This is a genomic window from Bradyrhizobium sp. BEA-2-5 (genome assembly GCF_032918025.1).
Classification (GTDB): domain Bacteria; phylum Pseudomonadota; class Alphaproteobacteria; order Rhizobiales; family Xanthobacteraceae; genus Bradyrhizobium; species Bradyrhizobium pachyrhizi.
The window spans coordinates 1,037,615-1,054,771 of sequence record NZ_CP136629.1; the positions used below are offsets into that span (position 1 = coordinate 1,037,615).

Here is a 17,157-nt window from a genome sequence, read left to right on the forward strand (position 1 = left end):
TGCGCCAGAAGACGAGGCGCATGATCGGTGACGCGGTGATTGACGGGGGCGTACCCCGATCGAAAAAAGCCTGATCGCATGGAAGCGCCGCGCGCGCGCAACCCCCAGGCCGTGCTGTTCGCATGCGGCCTGAACAGCGTGCGGTCGCCGATGGCCGAAAGCCTGCTGCAACAGATGTTTCCCCGAGGCCTCTATGTCCGCTCGGCCGGCGTCAAGAAGGGTGAGCTCGACCCGTTCGCCGTCTCGGTGATGGCCGAACTCGGCCAGGACATTTCCAGCCACAAGCCGCAGACCTTCGAGGAGCTGGAGGACTGGGAAGGGCTGAATTTCGACCTCATCATCACGCTCTCGCCCGAGGCGCATCACAAGGCACTGGAGCTGACACGGACACTCGCCGCCGAGGTCGAATACTGGCCGACGCAGGATCCCACCGGCACCAGCGGCAATCGCGAGCAGAAGCTCGCCGCCTACCGCGAAGTCTGCGACGGCCTGTTGCTGCGCATCCGCCGCCGCTTTGCCAAGGCCGGCGCGGCAAACCTGTGAGGCTCGGCGAGGCGAGGGGACCAGCGTGTTCCGATTCGCAGAACCGCCGCTTGTCGCCAGACTGACAAACAGCTGTGCTTATGGGGCCTTGTCTCCAGGCGGGGGCGCGATTCGCGGCCGGTTCCAAGGTTGTGCATCCATGCCCCATCCGATAGGTTCCGCCCGCGTCCGTCCCCCCGATTCAGCCCAAAAGCCCGCATGCTCGGCCGCCCCAAATTCGTACTTGCCTCCGGTTCGCCGCGTCGCCTGTCGCTGCTCAACCAGGCCGGCATCGAGCCCGACGCGCTCCGGCCGGCCGACGTCGACGAGACGCCGAAGCGGGGCGAGCTGCCGCGTGCCTGCGCCAACCGCCTCGCCCGGGCCAAGGCCGATGCGGCGCTGAAATCGGTGCAGCTGGACGACGAGCTGCGCGGCGCCTTCATCCTTGCCGCGGACACCGTGGTGGCGGTCGGTCGGCGCATCCTGCCCAAGGCCAGTCTGGTCGACGAAGCCGCGCAATGCCTGCGGCTGCTGTCGGGCCGCAACCACCGCGTCTACACCGCAATCTGCCTCGTCACGCCGCGCGAGGCGTTCCGCCAGCGCCTGGTCGAGACCCGCGTGCGCTTCAAGCGTCTGTCGGAGGAAGACATCCAGGCCTATATCGGTTCAGGCGAATGGCGCGGCAAGGCCGGCGGCTACGCCGTGCAGGGTATCGCCGGCTCCTTCGTGGTGAAGATGGTGGGGTCCTACACCAACGTCGTCGGCCTGCCGCTGTACGAGACCATGACCCTGCTCGGCGGCGAGGGCTTTCCGATCCGCCACGGCTGGCTCAACTCCGTCGCGGTGTAGCGCTGACGGGACATTCTTCCTGCGCCGCATCGGCTCTGCACCTCTCCCTTGTGGGAGCGGCCACATCGCATCGCAGATGCGAGTCGGGTGAGGGGTTTGTCTCCGCGGACAGAGGGAGGTGACCTGCGGCGAACGTGGAACATGCGACCGCCTCCTCGATTGCCAGTTGATATAGACTCCGGCCCAGCCATGACTGACCAAGCCCGAACGCCCCCGGCCACCCCGCGCGCCTGTCCGATCTGCGGCAAGCCCGTCGAGCAGGCCTTCCGCCCGTTCTGCTCGGCGCGTTGCCGCGACGTCGACCTCAACCGCTGGCTGACCGGCCGCTATGTCGTCCCAGGCCGCGAGGACGACGCGGAGGACCCGGAATAGCCCAGATTTCCCAACAAGTTGGGGAAAGAGCGCCGGGCGGGCCGCGGCCGGCGAAGCGTTTCGCGAAGCCGGGTGGACACGGCGCTCCGACCTCTCTATAAACCGCCCGCTCGCTCCGGCCTTTTCGGCCCCGCGGGTATGCCCAGGTAGCTCAGTTGGTAGAGCATGCGACTGAAAATCGCAGTGTCGGTGGTTCGATTCCGCCCCTGGGCACCATTCCGTTTTTGACCAGCGCCCGGTGCTCCCCGCTGCGCCTCAACTCGCGTACAAATAGTTCGGCAGCCACAGCGTCATGCCGGGCCAGAGATACATGATCACCATGCACAGGATCACGATCAGCATGTAGGGCATCATGCCGGCGAATATCTGGTTCAGCGTAACGTGCTTCGGGGCGACGCCCTTGAGATAGAACGCCGACATCGCGACCGGCGGCGACAGGAACGCGGCCTGCAAGTTCACGAACACCAGCGTGCCCCAAAGGATCGGATCGATGTTGAAGTGCTTCAGCAGCGGCAGGAAGATCGGCACGAAGATGATGATGATCTCGGTCCATTCCAGCGGCCAGCCGAGCAGGAAGATGATCACCTGGGACAAGATCATGAACTGCACGGGCGTCATGTTGAGCGACAGCACCCAGCTTTCCAGCAGCGCCTGACCGCCGAGAATGGCGAACACCGCCGAGAACAGCGCCGAGCCGACGAACAGCCAGCAGACCATCGCGGTCGTCTTTGCGGTCAGGAACACCGCTTCCTTGGTGCGCTTCCAGTCGAGCGTGCGGGCGTGGAAAGCGAGGATGAAGGCGCCGGCGGCGCCGACGCCGGCGGACTCGGTCGCGGTCGTGATGCCGAACAGGATCACCCCCAGCACCACGACGGTGAGGATGCCGAGCGGCATCACCGACGACGTCAAGAGCTTCAACACTTCGAAGCGTTCGCCGTCCATGCGCAAGTAAGAGCGCGCCGTCCACGCCGCCAGCACGGCGACTGAGATCGCGAACCAGACGTAGAACTGGGTGTCCGGTCCCTTTTCAGCGGGCGACAGCTCCTTCGGCTCGACCGGGCTGCCAAGCTGCTGCAGGCCTTCGACGGCTCCGCTCGCGGCGCCGGCCTGCTGGTGGATCACGACGTACCACCAGACCGTGCCGAGCGCGGCTGCGGTCATCAGGAACGGCACCAGCGAAATGAGGAAGTTCTGCACGATCGCGCCATAGCCCATCGGCTTGCCGTCGATCTGGAGCGTCTTCGCCTTTGCGGGCGAGAGCAGCGCCTGGAACAGGCCGACGAACAGGTTCGGCGAATACAGCGCCGCGAAATTCCTGATCCATTCGGGCACGTTGACGCGGGTCTGCTCCTCCGCCAGCGGCGGGGCGATCTTCGGGTTGATCATCGCCCAGCCCACGACATAGACAAGGTAGAGGAACGCCAGGAAGAAGCCGGGAAGCATCGCCGCCGCATAGAGCTTGACCACGGACTGGCCGGCGACCGCGGCATAGACGATGATCATCACCGAAGGCGGGATCAGGATGCCGAGCGTGCCGCCCGCGGTGATGACGCCGGAGGCGAGCTTCACGTCATAACCGGCGCGCAGCATCGGGTTGAAGGCGATCACGCCCATCAGCACCACCACCGCGCCGACGAGCCCGGAGGCGATTCCCCAGAACGTGCACACGATCAGGGTCGCGACCGCGAGCGAGGCGGGCAGGCGGCGGAAGGCGAGCTGGATCGAATAGAACATCTTGTCGACGAGGGCGCCGCGCTCCATCACATAGCCCATCAGCACGAACAACGGGATGGAGATCAGCACGTCGTTGGTCATCGCGCCGTAGGTGCGCTGGACCATCAGCTCGAAAACCTTGTTGTGCGTCCAGTTCTGCGACGGGTCGTAGAAGGCGATGAAGCCGAAGAACATGCCAAGGCCCATCAGCGTAAACGCCGTGGCAAAGCCCATCATGATGACGACGACGATGAGCGTCAGCATCAACAGGCCGAGCGCGGGATCGCTCATGTGTTCAGGTCCCCGCCCATGCCGCGTTGCCGCGCCATTTCATCGATGCGCGCCGCGCCCTCGATGGCGAGCTTGCGCGATTCCTCGTCCACGAATTCAGAGTGCGCGAGCTGCTCCCCGATGACGTCGGTCTCGGCGACGTCGGCAAGCCGGCTCGGCCATTCGCCGGTCTTCAGGCACACGATGCAGCGGATGATCTCGCCGATCCCCTGCAGCATGATCAGCGCGCCCGCGATCGGGATGACGGTCTTGAAGTGGTAGACCGGCGGGCCGTCCGCCGTGACGTTGGAATGCTCGTTGATGTGCCAGGAATCCGCGGCGTAGAAATAGCCTGCATAGATCAGCGCGGCGATGCCCGGAATGAAGAACACGAAGTAGAGAACAAGATCGAGCGTGGCCTGCGTGCGCGGCCGCATCGAGGAGTACAGGAAGTCGCCGCGGACATGGGCATTCTGCGCCAGCGTATAGGCGCCGCACAGCATGAACAGAGACCCGTACAGCATGTTCTCGGCGTCGAAGATCCATGCCGTCGGCATGTTCGCGGCGTAGCGCTTGAACACTTCGATGCAGACGACGCTCATCAGGACGATCATCAGCCAGGCGGTCGCCTTGCCGACCCAGGTCGAGATGCCGTCGATCTTGTACAGTAAGCTCTGGACGCTCATGTGATACGGTTCGGCATAAAAACGATCCCAACATAGCACAAGGCTCCGTCCGGAGGGTGGTCCGGACGGCGCCCTTGCCGGGTTTATTTCGGCATCAGAGTTTCTTGGCGGCGGCGTTGGGCCCGAAATAGTGATCGTAGGCCATGCGGCGGTTCACCACCGTGTCCTGCTCCCATTGTGTCGCACGCTTGGCGAACGCGATCTGCGACTGCACGATCTCCTTGAACAGCGGGTTCTCTGCCGCCTTCTTCTGCACCACGCCGTCATAGATCTCGAGCTGCTGCTTCAGGATGGCATCGGGGGTCTTGTAGAACTTGACGTTGTCCTTGGTCTGCAGCTCCACATAGTCCTTAGAATAGCGGTCGATCGCCTTCCAGGACATATCTGCCGAGGCTGCGTCCACCGCGTTGGCGATGATCGCCTTCATCTTGTCCGGCAGCGCGTTGTACTTGTCCTTGTTGAACGTGATCTCGAACTGCTCGGCGTTCTGATGATAGCTCTGCAGCATGCAGACCTTGGAGACATCGGGGAAGCCGAGTACGCGGTCGGAGGTGGCATTGTTGAACTCCGCCGCATCCAGGAGGCCGCGGTCCATGGCAGCTACAATTTCGCCACCGGGCAGCGCGTTCACGGCAGCGCCCATCCCCGAATACACATCGATCGAGATGCCGACGGTGCGGAATTTCAGACCCTTGATATCCTCGGGCCTGGTGATCGGCTTCTTGAACCAGCCGAGCGGCTGGGTCGGCATCGGCCCGTAGGGGAACGAGACGACATTGGCGCCGATCGATTCATAAAGTTTTGCGAGCAACTCCTTGCCGCCGCCATAGCGGTGCCAGGCCAGCAGCATGTTGGCGTCCATCGCAAAGCCTGGTCCCGAGCCCCACAACGCCAGCGCGGTCTGCTTGCCGTAGTGATAGACCAGCACGCCATGGCCGCCGTCGAGCACGCCCTTGGAGACGGCATCGAGCAGGCCGAAGGCGGGCACGACAGCGCCTGCCGGCAGCACTTCGATCTTGAGCTCGCCGCCGGTCATGTCGTTGACCTTCTTGGCGTAGTCGAGGGCGTATTCGTGGAAAATGTCCTTTGACGGCCAGGTGCTTTGCCAGCGCATGCTGATCGGCCCCTGGGCGCTGACGACGCTCGGCGCGGCTACCGTCGCGGCGGCCCCCGCAGCAGCGACCTTGAGAAAGCCGCGGCGGTTCGGAGTGCTGCCCTTGTTTGATTTGGTCATGACTGCCTCCTCCCCTTGGAATAGCGATCCCTTGCGGATCAGCCCCTTTTTTTATTGGAACAAGTCAAAATCTTGCGCAGGGGTTTGGCAAGAATGTTCGGAATGATGCGACGCTACGACGCGGACTGCGGTGATGACGCGCCGCACGAGGACCAGACCACGGTGTTTACGAAAGTCGTTGCTGTTGCAGGTGCGGCGCTGATGCTGGGCGCTTTTGCGGTAACTACCGATGCCTTCGCCCAAAGTGTGGGCAGTAGTTATGGTTATAGAGTATCCCCGTCCGGCAACCTCGTGCTTCGGGGAGCACCAACCCGGTCATCCGGCAACAGCAACCACAGTGGAGCGAGGGTTAATCCGCCGGCCGGCCTGAATGACGGGTCGAACTTTGCTGTAGGTGGCCCGTCCACTGGGGTGCGGGTCATCACTCGTCAGTAGCCAGACGCCTGTTTTGCTGGATAAACGGACCCATCGCCAACGAACCGCGCATGTCCCCCAGCGGAGCCAGCTCCCCGCCAATAACTCCCGCGATTGTGGATTTCACGATGCCGCGAACCTGCGCCACATGTTGTCGTCGATCAGACTAGGCAGTTCGCGCGCACACGATCCTTCAGCCGCGCAGGCGCTGTCGACGCGACCGGCAGGACTGGAGCAGGCGGCCCTTGCAGGCCGCCTGGGTAGATTAACCTGAGCGCGGACGAGCTCTATTGGCAGGGGTGCTGGAGTCCGTCGGATCCCTTGAAGAAGGTACCGGGCCTGCAGACGATGCCATTGTGCGAGGCGTAGGCGCTCCAGTCGCCGTTCCAGGCGTAGTAGTCGCCATATGCGGCGGGCCGATCGTAGGTGCCGTACGCGGCGTAGGAATTGCGCCAGCCGCCGAAGGGAGCGGTCGCGATCGCCGCGGCCGTTCCGACGGCAGCGCCGGCCACGCCGGCGGCGGCCCCCACCGGCCCCACGGGTTCGCGATAGGCGGTTCGCCGCTGATAATAGCCCCTCCTGCTGTCGTACGGGCTCCCGGCTCCTCGGTTGAGGCAGTTGGCGCTGGCGAATTGAGATGAACAGGCGGCCGGATTGGAGAAGACCGCTTGCGCCGATGCGGGGCTGGAGACTGCGCAGGCCACGATCACGGCCGCGCCAAGGATTCTCAGGTTCGTCATGCGTTGCTCCCTAGATTGGTTTGCTTGCGACAGGGCTCGCTAAAGCCACACCGGAACGTTCCCGGTTCTTCTCGCATTCAACCAAATGCAACCTCAGGAAGTGGTTCCTGCGCGCCTCGCACGACGCATCAAATCGACGTGACTGATGGAAGATCGAAGGATGACTCCAGCGAGGAGGAACAAGCGCGGCGGCAGTGCCGACCGAGGATGGGCCACGCGACACGACAGGGATCAAAATGCCGCTCGCCATCGGCGAAGCCGCAAGCTGCGTTCGGCGGTGACGGCTTCGCGCATACGGGGAAAGTCCGGCCTTTGTATCAATTGGTAGAAAAGCCCTAGGGCGAGCGCGATGACGATCCTGATCGGTTTCGGTGATCAGGATCGCGCGGACTTCGGCGCAAGGCGGCCCATTGCGGTGCGATGTCGCCGCAGGCCTCGTTACCGAACTCGCTCGCGCAAGTTGATCAGGCGGGTCCGTGATCTCGAATTCGGCTGAGATGTCATCGCAGACGCGGGATTGCCTAACAGACCCTCACGCTTTGCTGAACATACGCGTAACCGTTCCACACGTTTCGCGTCTGATAGCAGGAGTTATAGGCCGTCGCGGCTCCGATGGCTGCGCCGGTCGCCAAGCCGGCTGCGGCAGCTCCGGGCCATCCCCAACCGCCTCCGTAGTAACGGCCACCGCGATAATGGCCACCGCCCGCCCAACGCGCGCCGCCGCCGTGCCAGCCGCCGGCATGCCATCGCGTGCCGCCGCCATGCCAACCAGGCCGCATTCCTCCTCCATGGAAGTGAGCCGATCGAGCGCCGGCCCCTCCGAAGCGGCGGGCTTGTGCGTCATAAGGAAGTATCGTTGCTGCAGATGCGATGAAGCTGAGAACCAGCAAAGCCTTGGTTGGTCGCATATCCGGACTCCTTGCAAGGGTGTCGCGATCAATCCCGCTGAACGAGCTTCGTTCCGTTGGTTCAACTGCGTGCCACGCTGGCGCGAAATGCATAATCAAAGCGGTGGCTGCGGCGAGGCGCATTCAACACTTGGCCGACGCGCGGAATCGCGCAAGGCAGGCTTCTCGACAACGCCGAGCATCTCCTCATGCTCATCCTCCGAGAGATGCTCGATCGCGCGCTTGAGCATCGGAACCCGTTCTGCGAAATTCCGGCAGGCGCGAGGTGGGAACCTGGCCGGTGCCGGCTCGCTTGCCCCGGCTGCACTTTCCCGGTGCCGACGATTGGCGCCGTATTGTACGAGCAATTCCGCGCCTGAAGGAGGCTTCGAACATGGCCAGGAAATTCAAGGTCGGCGATCGCGTCAGCTGGAATTCCGAGGCCGGCCGCGTCTCGGGCACCATCATCGCGGTTCACACCAGCGATTTCGACTACAAGGGGCACACCCACCGCGCCTCGGAGATCGATCCGCAATACGAGATCAAGAGCGACAAGACCGATCACGTCGCGGCCCACAAGGGCAGCGCGCTGCATCATGCCTAGCAAAGACGTGGCGCTTCCGTTCTTCACGATCGGTCATTCCACCCGCAGCCTCGAGGATTTCATCGCTCTCCTCGGCGTGGCCAATATCGAGCGTATCGTCGATATCCGAACGGTGCCGCGGTCGCGCACCAACCCGCAGTTCAACAAGGACACGCTGCCCACGTCGCTCAAGGCTGCTGATATCTCGTATGAGCATCTGGCCGATCTCGGCGGGCTCCGCGGCAAGGCGCGAAGCGTGGCGCCGTCCGTCAACGGGTTCTGGAGCAACGAGAGTTTTCACAATTACGCCGACTATGCGTTGTCGCCGCAGTTTCACGCGGCGCTCCAACATCTGCGCGAGGAAGGGCACCGGCAACGCTGCGCGATGATGTGCTCGGAAGCCGTGTGGTGGCGCTGCCACCGCCGCATCGTCGCCGACTATCTCATCGCGTCCGGCGAGACCGTCCTCCACATCATGGGGGAGGGCCGCCTCGAGCCTGCCCGCCTCACCGAAGGCGCCGTCGTCCAGGGCGACGGCACGGTGGTCTATCCGGCTACGGGTGAACTGGACTTGTGAAAGGGCGACGCTTCCGGCTGCACCGTCGCGCCGCGCCCACTCACTCCACGCTGCGTTTCCAATAGCCGGTGCCGAGCTTGCCGGTGATCACGGCAATGGTGCCACGGACCTCGTAGGAGCCGCCGTCGTTGTAATTCCTCAGTCCTCTCAGCGCATGCAGCGTCCAGCGGCCGTTGGCAAAGCTGACGGTGCCTTCGTGCGGGCGCGCGGCGCGCGAGGGCTCGGCGTGGAATTGGTAGGTGCCGTCGGCCATGATCCGCCAGACCCAGCGCGACTGGCCGCGACCATTAGGCACCATGATCTCCCAGGTGCCGACCAGCGCAGGATCGATCGCGCCGGCTGCCGTCGCCGATGGCGCCGACAATGCGGCGGTTGCCGGCGCAGCGTTCGCCTGTTTCGTGGCGGCGGCGTCGGCCGGCGGCGCGGCCACCAGATAGATCGCCTTGCGCGACAGCGAGCCGTAGACGAAGGGCTGCTGCGCGTTGCGCGTCGCCTCCATCACGTCGTCGCGGACGTTGCGGAACATGAAGGTGACCTCGACGCCCGTTGTCTCGATATTGCGGAGCAGCGCCGCGGCGAACGGGCTGTTGCGGCCGTCGCCGTCGAGCGCGGTGGTGCCGTCGCGCGCGGCATAGGCGACCAGCACATTGCCGACCGGCTCGATGCGGCCGAGCCCGCTGCCGGCAGTAGCGCGGGTGGCGAGCGAGCGGCTCATCTTCGCCGCGAACGGATTGTTGCGGCAGGCATCGAGGATGACGAGGCCGAGACTTCCGGTGTTCGAGACCTGCAGCATCGCGCTTTGCAGGCTGATCGCTTCATTGGCGGCGTCAGTATCGCGCTTCAGTCGGCATCAACCGGGATCAGCCAGTTGTCGCCGTTGATCTCCATGCCGTGGCCGGCGAAGTACACGGCCGCCATGTCGGCGCCGGCGGCATTGCGCCCGAATGCGATCAGCCCGCGCCGCATCTCGTCGAAGCCTGCATTGGTGATCAGCGTCACCGCGAAGCCGAGACGCTTCAATGCCGTGGCGATATCGCCGGCGTCATTCGGTGGGTTGGAGAGCGCCGGCACGCTTCGGTAGGCGCCGTTGCCGATCACCAGCGCCACCCGCTTGCCGTCGGCCGCCGCCGGCGCGGCGAAGCCCACCAGCGCCGCGGCAACGGCCAGTCCCGAAACAAACGCGCGGCGATTCATGCTGGCCCCGATCGGAGGTGACGGGTGCATGGTAGCGTAGCGGGCGCGACGCGGCCACGGAAATGGAGCGCGATCAGGCCGCCTGCTTCGGCGTCCAGACGCCGGCCGGCACCGGCTCGGCCGGCAACATACTGGCGCCGGCGGCGCCCGCGATCGACATCGTGATCTCGTGGATGTCCTGCACCGACCGCTGCATCGAGAAGCGCGGATAAAGCTCGCGCAAGGTGGTCGCGGCCGCCGCCTGCGCCGCTGACGGATCGGCCAGCACGGCCTCGACGGCGGCGGCGATGCTGGTCGTGTCCTGGCCGAAGCTAAAGCGGGCGAGATGCGGCATCTCCGCGGCCGAGAAGCGGTTGGCGTCGAACACCGGCACGGTGCCGGCGCCGAGCGCGAAGAACACCCGGTCATGCACCGACAAGTCGATATTGGGATTGAGCGAGACCGCGGCAAGGTAGCTGCCGAGGCCTTCGCGCACCGCATCGAAGGTCATCGCGCCCAGCACGCGGGCCGGACGCCCGCTGACGTCGAGATCGCTCCAGCCGCCGCCGACGAAGTCGACCGGATAGTCGGCGAGCACCGCGCCCACCTCGCGGGTGCGCATGCCCCTCGTGTAGTTGTCGAGCCGGGTCAGGATCACGTTGAACAGGTCGCCGCCGGGCTTCAGATAGACCAGATGCTGCTCGGCGACGTCGACGATGATCTTCGGAAATGCGCCGCAGGTCTTGCCGCGCGCCTCGGCGATCGCATCGAACAGCAGCGCGAACAGTTTTGGCGGCATCGTCTTGCGCCAGCCGCGCTCGAGCGCCAGCGGATTCCAGCCGGACTTGGCGAAGACCAGCCGGCCGTTGCGCTTCTCCGGCGGCAGGCCGCCGAAGAAGCCGGGATTGGGGATACCCATATGGGTCGCGAACACGGCGCCGTTGGCTCCCAGATGATCGCGGTTGAATGCGGCATGGTCCGGAAACACGTAACCATGCGCGGTGTAGCGGCTCTCGAGCCCGTGACGCCTGGCGAAATAGCAGGGGTGATCGCAGAACCAGGTGAAGACGGGAATCTGGGCGACGTCCCAGAACAATCTGCCGTCCTTGGTGTGGATATCGAGTCCGATGCCGGAGAAGCCGAGCGCCATGGTCTCGGCGCGCCGCGGCAGCAGGGCGTTGAGCCGGGCCGAGAAATCCGGCGCCAGCAGATCGAGCATCTTGACCTCGTGCCCGAGCCGGTCGAGCTCCGCCGCCGCCATCGCCAGGATGCCGCGCAGCGAGTCATAGGTGGTGTTGCTGGAATACAGGACGCAGATCACGGACATGGGACCTCCGCGCTCGATGGTGTGGCTGCTCGCGCGGGCATTTCCGTCGCCTTGCATGCTGTCAGTTGAACGGCCGAGCCGGCCGTTCCGGGCTCGGAATAATCCTGACGGGCGGATTTATTTCGCCGGAAACGGCCGTGTCGTCACGTTGAAGCTCCGTCGGGCGCCGTCGCGACCCGACATGAGGGGCGAGAGCGCATGCAGCTTGATGGCTTCGACGTCGTTGTGGTGGGCGCCGGCTTCTTCGGCGCTGTGATCGCCGAGCAGGTGGCGAGCAGGCTCGGCCGCTCCGTCTGCGTGCTCGACCGCCGTCCGCATATCGGCGGCAACGCCTATTCGGAGCTCGATCCCGACAGCGGCGTCGAGGTGCATCGCTACGGCACGCATATCTTCCATACCAATTCCGAGACCGTCTGGCGCTATCTGCACCGCTTCACCGAGTTCACCGGCTACCGCCATCGCGTCTTCACGGTGGCGAACGGCCGCGTCTATTCGATGCCGATCAACCTTGCGACCGTGTGCGCTGCGTTCGGGCGCGTCATGTCGCCGGACGAGGCCCGCGCCGTGATCGCGGCGGAGGCGGCCGCGCACGGCGCCGCAGGGATCGGCAATCTTGAGGACAAGGCAATCGCCTCGGTCGGCCGCACGCTCTACGATCTCTTGATCCGCGGCTATACGCAGAAGCAATGGCAGACCGATCCGCGTGAGCTTTCGGCCGACATCATCGGCCGCCTGCCGGTCCGCTTCACCTTCGACGATCGCTACTTCGCCGATCGCTATGAGGGCATGCCGCTCGACGGCTACACCGCGATCTTCCGCGGAATGCTCGGTCATCCCAGGATCGCGGTCCACCTCGGTGTCGACTATTTCGACGTCGCCGACCGCATCAATCCGCGGCAGCTCGTGGTCTATACCGGTCCGATCGACCGCTTCTTCGGCTATGCCTGCGGCCATCTCGGCTGGCGTACCGTCGACTTCGCGCGCGAGGTCCACGATGTCGCCGACTACCAGGGCGCCGCGGTCATCAACTATGCCGACGCCGAGGTGCCGTTCACCCGCGTCCACGAGTTCAGGCATTTGCATCCGGAGCGCGCGCATGCGCAAGGCCGGACGACGATCTACCGCGAATATTCCCGCTTCGCGGGCCGCAGCGACGAGCCGTATTATCCGATCAACACCGCCGCCGACCGCGCCATGCTCGGCTCCTACCGTGCCATGACGGCGTCGCGGCCGAATGTCATTTTCGGCGGCCGGCTCGGCTCCTACAAATATCTCGACATGCACCAGGCGATCGGCGCCGCGCTGAAGACGTTCGAGCACGAGGTCGAGCCGTTCCTCGCCCGGCAAGGCATGCCCTGCGTGACGCGGCCGCGCGCCGCGAAGTCTTGTCGCCCTTGCCGGCGTGATCTAATCCTGCGAGCTGCGGGCAACGAACGCCATAACAAATCGCCCGCGGTCCCCGGTGAGGAAACAATGAGAAAAATCGTCATTGCCGCGGCTGCCGCCGCCACTAGCTTTGCTTTCAGCATCGCCCGCGCCGCGCCGCTCCCGGAAACGTCGGCGCACCAGGTCGGTTTCTCGGAGCGGGGGCTGGCGCGCCTCGATAGCTTCTTCGCGCGCGAGATCGCGGCCAAGCGCGTACCCGGCGCAGTGGTCGCCATTGCGCGCGACGGCAAGCTCGTCCACTACAAGGCCTATGGCATGCTCGATCCCGCCAAGAGCACGCCGATGCCGATCGATGCGATCTTTGCGCTGGCCTCGATGACCAAGCCGATGGCCGCTGTCGCCGGCCTGACCCTGATGGAGCAGGGACGGCTGCCGCTCCAGGCCAAGCTGTCCGACTACTACCCGGGCTTCGCCGACATGAAGGTCGGCGTTCAGCAAGCGGACGGCTCGCTGAAGATGGAGCCGCAGGCGCAGCCGATCTTCATCCACGATCTCTATCGCCACACCTCCGGCCTGATGTATGGCGGCCGGCCCGACAGATCGAGCCCGGTGGCGCGGCAATATCCCGACGGCGTCGCGCCGGCGATCGAAGGCGACACCCAGGCCTTCATCGACCGCCTCACCAAGCTGCCGCTGGCGCATCAGCCCTCGACCGAGTTCGAATATGGTTTCTCGATCGACGTGCTCGGCGCGGTCGTCGAGAAGGTGAGCGAGCAGAAGCTCGGCGACTATCTCGCCGCCAACGTCTGGCAGCCGCTCGGCATGAAGGATGCGACCTTCCACCCGACCGACGCGCAGCGCCCTCGCCTTGCCCGCCCGTTCACGAACGATCCGCTGACCGGCAAGCCGCAGGCCATCAAGCTCCTGGACACCCCGACCAAGTTCGATTGTGGCGGCGCCTGCTCGTTCGCCACCGTCGGCGACTATCTGCGCTTCGGACAGATGCTGCTCAACGGCGGCGAGCTGGACGGCCAGCGCATCCTCGGTCCGAAGACCGTGCATCACATGACGTCCAATCACCTCGGCCCCGGGATCAAGAACAAGGTGGCCAATGTCGAGCCGCATCGCGGCGGCTTCGGCTTCGGCCTTTCGGTCGCAGTGCGAACCGGCGAGGGGCTGGCGTCGGTCCCCGGCAATCCCGGCGAGTTCACCTGGAATGGTGCCTACGGAACGCAGTTCTTCTGCGATCCCAAGGAGCGTCTCGTCGTGGTGGTGGGAACGGCCGCGCCTGGCGAGCTCAGGAAATATTACCGCGAGCAGGTTCAGGACATCGTCTATGGCGCGATGGTGAAGTAACGCCTCAGCGGAAAAGTCGAACCTCACGTACTCACGTTTTGCACAAGTGAGCGTGGAACAGCAAAAAAGCCCGTCGCTCAAGCGAGCGACGGGCCTCAATTTCGCGGGCCTACCAGCGCCTGTACACGCCGGTCAGCGTACCGTTGTTGTTCCCTTCAGGACCTACGTCGCCCTGGGTCGAGCTCGGCGTCGGGTGGTTGGTGCCGTTGAATGAACCGTACCAGCCTGGCTCCGCCGGAGAGTACATCACGTCAGGCTGCACGGCCTGATAGCGGGGGCCGCCATAGTATCTCGGTCCAGGGTTCCCGTAAGGATAATAGCCTTGTGCGAACGCGCCTGCCGTTGTTGCGATCAGGGACGCCGCGGCGAGGGACAATATCTTGGTCTTTCGTTGCATTCACACTCTCCTTGCTGGTGTCCCGACCAACGACCGCCATGGAGCGGCGTTCCTGATCTGCCATGCATCTCGCAAAGGCAAATCTGCGCGAGCGTGGGATCAGGTTCTTGTGAAGGGGCTTGTGCTCCGGGAGGGCACTGCCGGGCAGGATGCATCCGTCGCCGGCCCGTTATGCTTATATGGCTATAACGGCGAATGCGCGAGCGGCGCCTCGAAAACCCGGGGCGATTCGTAAAAGGAAGCCCGCCACTGCGGCGGGCAAGGTCTCAGGGAGGAAAGCGCCCTGACAAGGGAGCGTGCGGCCAGTCTCCCCAATTCGTGCGCGGCTGCGAAGATCGTATAACTACTGTCATCAGGGCCGGCATTATGCGAATGCTGCAGGGGGCGCGGCCGGCCGGCAAGGCGCGCTAACACGGCGCAAATACAGGGGAAGTTCATGAGCACGTCTGGAGTTTTTGCCCGCGTCGTCGCGGCGATCGGGGCCGGCGCCTTGGCGTGGCGGCGGATGCAGGGCGCGCAGCCCGCGCCGGCCTGGGGTAGCGCGCCAGAAATCCCGGAGGCCAAACCGCAGGGCGCGATCCCGACGCTCAAGATGCCAACGGCGCGGGGCTGGGACAGGGACCAGAAGCCGGTCGTCGCGCCCGGGCTCAAGGTCAATGCGTTCGCGACCGGCCTCGACCATCCGCGCTGGATCGAGGTGCTGCCCAATGGCGACGTGCTGATCGCGGAAGCAACGCAGATCGCCGGTCCCCCGCGCTCCGTGTTCCACTATGCCATGCAGGCGACGATGCGGCGTGCCGCGGCGCTCGGCGTTTCCGCCAACCGCATCACGCTTTTGCGCGACAAGGACGGCGACGGCGTCGCCGAATATCGCGGCGCCTTCATGGAGAATCTCAGCCAGCCCTTCGGCATGGCGCTGGTCGGCGACACCTTCTATGTCGGCAACACCGACGGCGTGATGGCCTTTCCCTACGCCGCGAACGCCGACCACATCACCGCCCCGGGACGCAAGCTCGTCAGCTTCAAGCCGGGCGGACACTGGACGCGCAGTCTTCTGGCAAGCCCCGACGGCAAGAAGCTCTATGCCGGCGTCGGCTCGCTCAGCAACATCGCCGAGATGGGCATGGAGGTCGAGCAAGGCCGCGCCGCGGTCTACGAACTCGACCTCGCAGGTGGCACCAGCCGCATCTTCGCCGGCGGCCTGCGCAATCCAGTGGGCATCGCGTGGGAGCCGACCACCAATGTGCTCTGGACCGTCGTCAACGAGCGCGACGGCCTCGGCGACGAGACCCCGCCCGATTATCTCACCTCGGTGCGCGACGGCGGCTTCTACGGCTGGCCCTATTGCTATTGGGGCAGGACGGTGGACGACCGCGTGCCGCAGGATCCGGCGATGGTCGCCAAGGCGCTTCAACCGGACTATGCGCTCGGCGGCCACACCGCCTCGCTCGGCCTGTGCTGGATGCCCGCGGGCACGCTGCCGGGCTTCGGAGACGGCATGGTGATCGGCCAGCACGGCTCGTGGAATCGCAGCAAATTGTCTGGCTACAAGGTCGTGTTCATCCCGTTCGAGAACGGCCGCCCGTCCGGTCCCGCGCGCGACATCCTGTCGGGCTTCCTCGCGCCGGACGAGAAGGAGTCCTATGGCCGCCCGGTCGGCGTCGCGATCGGCCCGGACAAATCGCTGCTGATGGCCGACGACGTCGGCAACGTGATCTGGCGCGTGACGGGCGCTTAAGCGCCTGCACTTGCGGCAAGACGACTTGAACGGCGCGGCTTCGATCGAAGCCGCGCCGTTTCATTTGGAACCGAGCGTTAGCCTTGACTTACCGTAAGTATGTACCCGCGCAGGGGGCCGAAGTGATCACGGGCGCATCGACACCAGCTCGGGCGACACCGTCCTGATCTCGCCGCCATCCATGCGCAGCACGGTGCCGGTCATCCAGCGCGCCGGCGGCGACACGGCGTAGGCGACGAGGTCGGCGATCTCCTCCGGCGCGCCGAACCGCCTGATGCCGGCCTGCCTGAGGAAGCCGGCCTTGGCGGTGTCGATATCGACCTGCCTGGCCGCCGCGGCCTTCTCCAGCATCGCAAGGCGGCGTCCGGTCATCACGGCGCCCGGCGACACGCAGTTCACCTGCACGCCGTCGTCGATGCCGCGTTCGGCGAAGGCTTTTGCAAGTGCCTCGATCGCAGCGTTGATCGTGCCTACTGCGGCGGCGCCGGTGCGGGGCAGCATGGCGGCATTGCCTGACGTGAAGATGACGGCGCCTCGCGACGCTTTCAGCGCGTTCCAGGCGCGGATCGTCAGCCGCCTGGCGCCGTGAAACTTGAGCGCGAGGCCGGCGTCCCATTGCGCATCGGTCAGCTCGAACAAATCGAGCCCCGCCACTGCGCCGGCGACATTGACCAGCGTGTCGATGCGGCCGAAGCGATCCAGCGTGGCCTTGACGATTTCGTCAGCGGCATCAGGCGCGGCAAGATCGAGCTCGAGCACCAACGGAGTGCTGCCGCGACTTTCGATCTCCTGAGCTGCCTCGCGCAGCCTCTCGCCGCTGCGCGCGACGAGGACGATGGCGGAAAAATCCCGCGCGAGCCGCAGCGCGGTGGCGTGTCCGATGCCGGAGCTGGCGCCGGTCACGATGGCGACGGATGTGGTCATGTGCATTCC

16 protein-coding genes, 1 tRNA gene and 1 pseudogene are annotated in these 17,157 nt (G+C 65.1%); 9 read left to right on the forward strand and 9 right to left on the reverse strand.

The features are described 5' to 3' along the window. Nucleotides 1–78 precede the first annotated feature (78 nt). The 4 genes from RX327_RS04720 (at nt 79) to RX327_RS04735 (ending at nt 1,959) form a co-directional block, all read left to right on the forward strand. Nucleotides 79–543, forward strand: coding sequence for a low molecular weight phosphatase family protein (locus tag RX327_RS04720; RefSeq protein ID WP_317249629.1), 465 nt, complete (start codon nt 79–81; stop codon nt 541–543). A 198-nt stretch (nt 544–741) separates the two neighbouring features. Then, on the forward strand, nt 742–1,371 hold the full coding sequence (locus RX327_RS04725) for a Maf-like protein (protein ID WP_317249630.1): 630 nt from the start codon (nt 742–744) through the stop codon (nt 1,369–1,371). A gap of 189 nt (nt 1,372–1,560) precedes the next feature. After that, nucleotides 1,561–1,743, forward strand: coding sequence for a DNA gyrase inhibitor YacG (yacG, locus tag RX327_RS04730; protein ID WP_028333712.1), 183 nt, complete (start codon nt 1,561–1,563; stop codon nt 1,741–1,743). Nucleotides 1,744–1,883: 140 nt separating this feature from the next. Next, nucleotides 1,884–1,959, forward strand: a tRNA-Phe gene (locus RX327_RS04735). A 39-nt stretch (nt 1,960–1,998) separates the two neighbouring features. On the opposite strand, the gene RX327_RS04740 is transcribed toward RX327_RS04735, so the two are convergent. The 4 genes from RX327_RS04740 to RX327_RS04755 all read right to left on the reverse strand — a co-directional run bounded on the left by RX327_RS04740 (nt 1,999) and on the right by RX327_RS04755 (nt 6,800). Continuing rightward, nucleotides 1,999–3,747 carry a TRAP transporter large permease subunit gene (locus RX327_RS04740; protein WP_317249631.1) on the reverse strand — a complete coding sequence of 583 codons (1,749 nt, stop codon included), beginning with the start codon at nt 3,745–3,747 and terminating at the stop codon, nt 1,999–2,001. Beyond that, nucleotides 3,744–4,412: a TRAP transporter small permease subunit gene (locus RX327_RS04745; protein WP_028333710.1), complete on the reverse strand. Its 669-nt coding sequence runs from the start codon at nt 4,410–4,412 to the stop codon at nt 3,744–3,746. Before RX327_RS04745 ends, RX327_RS04740 begins: the two co-directional genes overlap by 4 nt. 94 nt (nt 4,413–4,506) lie before the next feature. Continuing rightward, nucleotides 4,507–5,646 carry a TRAP transporter substrate-binding protein gene (locus tag RX327_RS04750; protein WP_317249632.1) on the reverse strand — a complete coding sequence of 380 codons (1,140 nt, stop codon included), beginning with the start codon at nt 5,644–5,646 and terminating at the stop codon, nt 4,507–4,509. A gap of 701 nt (nt 5,647–6,347) precedes the next feature. Next, the gene (locus RX327_RS04755; RefSeq protein ID WP_050382291.1) at nt 6,348–6,800 is read right to left on the reverse strand and encodes a hypothetical protein; all 453 of its coding nucleotides are present in this window, start codon (nt 6,798–6,800) and stop codon (nt 6,348–6,350) included. A gap of 1,281 nt (nt 6,801–8,081) precedes the next feature. Between RX327_RS04755 and RX327_RS04760 the strand changes: the two genes are divergently transcribed. Then, nucleotides 8,082–8,291 (forward strand): DUF2945 domain-containing protein, encoded by a 210-nt coding sequence (locus RX327_RS04760; protein WP_050382290.1) that lies wholly within the window; start codon nt 8,082–8,084, stop codon nt 8,289–8,291. Beyond that, nucleotides 8,284–8,847, forward strand: coding sequence for a DUF488 family protein (locus RX327_RS04765; protein WP_050382288.1), 564 nt, complete (start codon nt 8,284–8,286; stop codon nt 8,845–8,847). The genes RX327_RS04760 and RX327_RS04765 overlap by 8 nt, the downstream gene beginning before the upstream one ends. Nucleotides 8,848–8,887: 40 nt before the next feature. Here the strand turns inward: RX327_RS04765 and RX327_RS04770 are convergent, their stop codons facing one another. The 3 genes from RX327_RS04770 to RX327_RS04780 all read right to left on the reverse strand — a co-directional run bounded on the left by RX327_RS04770 (nt 8,888) and on the right by RX327_RS04780 (nt 11,347). After that, complete coding sequence (locus RX327_RS04770) at nt 8,888–9,640, reverse strand: caspase domain-containing protein (protein ID WP_050382286.1); 753 nt, start codon at nt 9,638–9,640, stop codon at nt 8,888–8,890. Between the two features lie 47 nt (nt 9,641–9,687). Next, nucleotides 9,688–10,041, reverse strand: a complete 354-nt coding sequence (locus RX327_RS04775) for a caspase domain-containing protein (protein WP_050382283.1) — start codon at nt 10,039–10,041, stop codon at nt 9,688–9,690. 73 nt (nt 10,042–10,114) lie between these two features. Further along, complete coding sequence (locus tag RX327_RS04780; protein ID WP_317249633.1) at nt 10,115–11,347, reverse strand: hypothetical protein; 1,233 nt, start codon at nt 11,345–11,347, stop codon at nt 10,115–10,117. 198 nt (nt 11,348–11,545) lie between these two features. On the opposite strand from RX327_RS04780, the pseudogene glf reads away from it, so the two are divergent. Together glf and RX327_RS04790 are read left to right on the forward strand one after the other, a co-directional pair. Continuing rightward, a pseudogene (gene glf, locus RX327_RS04785) lies at nt 11,546–12,607 on the forward strand (UDP-galactopyranose mutase); the annotation flags it as partial. Between the two features lie 213 nt (nt 12,608–12,820). After that, nucleotides 12,821–14,089 carry a serine hydrolase domain-containing protein gene (locus RX327_RS04790; RefSeq protein WP_317251204.1) on the forward strand — a complete coding sequence of 423 codons (1,269 nt, stop codon included), beginning with the start codon at nt 12,821–12,823 and terminating at the stop codon, nt 14,087–14,089. Nucleotides 14,090–14,198: 109 nt separating this feature from the next. Here the strand turns inward: RX327_RS04790 and RX327_RS04795 are convergent, their stop codons facing one another. Beyond that, on the reverse strand, nt 14,199–14,486 hold the full coding sequence (locus RX327_RS04795; protein WP_075969423.1) for a hypothetical protein: 288 nt from the start codon (nt 14,484–14,486) through the stop codon (nt 14,199–14,201). Between the two features lie 436 nt (nt 14,487–14,922). Between RX327_RS04795 and RX327_RS04800 the strand changes: the two genes are divergently transcribed. Next, nucleotides 14,923–16,224, forward strand: coding sequence for a sorbosone dehydrogenase family protein (locus RX327_RS04800; RefSeq protein ID WP_317249634.1), 1,302 nt, complete (start codon nt 14,923–14,925; stop codon nt 16,222–16,224). Between the two features lie 126 nt (nt 16,225–16,350). Here RX327_RS04800 and RX327_RS04805 read toward each other — a convergent pair whose 3' ends face one another. Next, the gene (locus RX327_RS04805; RefSeq protein ID WP_050382362.1) at nt 16,351–17,148 is read right to left on the reverse strand and encodes an SDR family oxidoreductase; all 798 of its coding nucleotides are present in this window, start codon (nt 17,146–17,148) and stop codon (nt 16,351–16,353) included. Between the last annotated feature and the right edge of the window lie 9 nt (nt 17,149–17,157).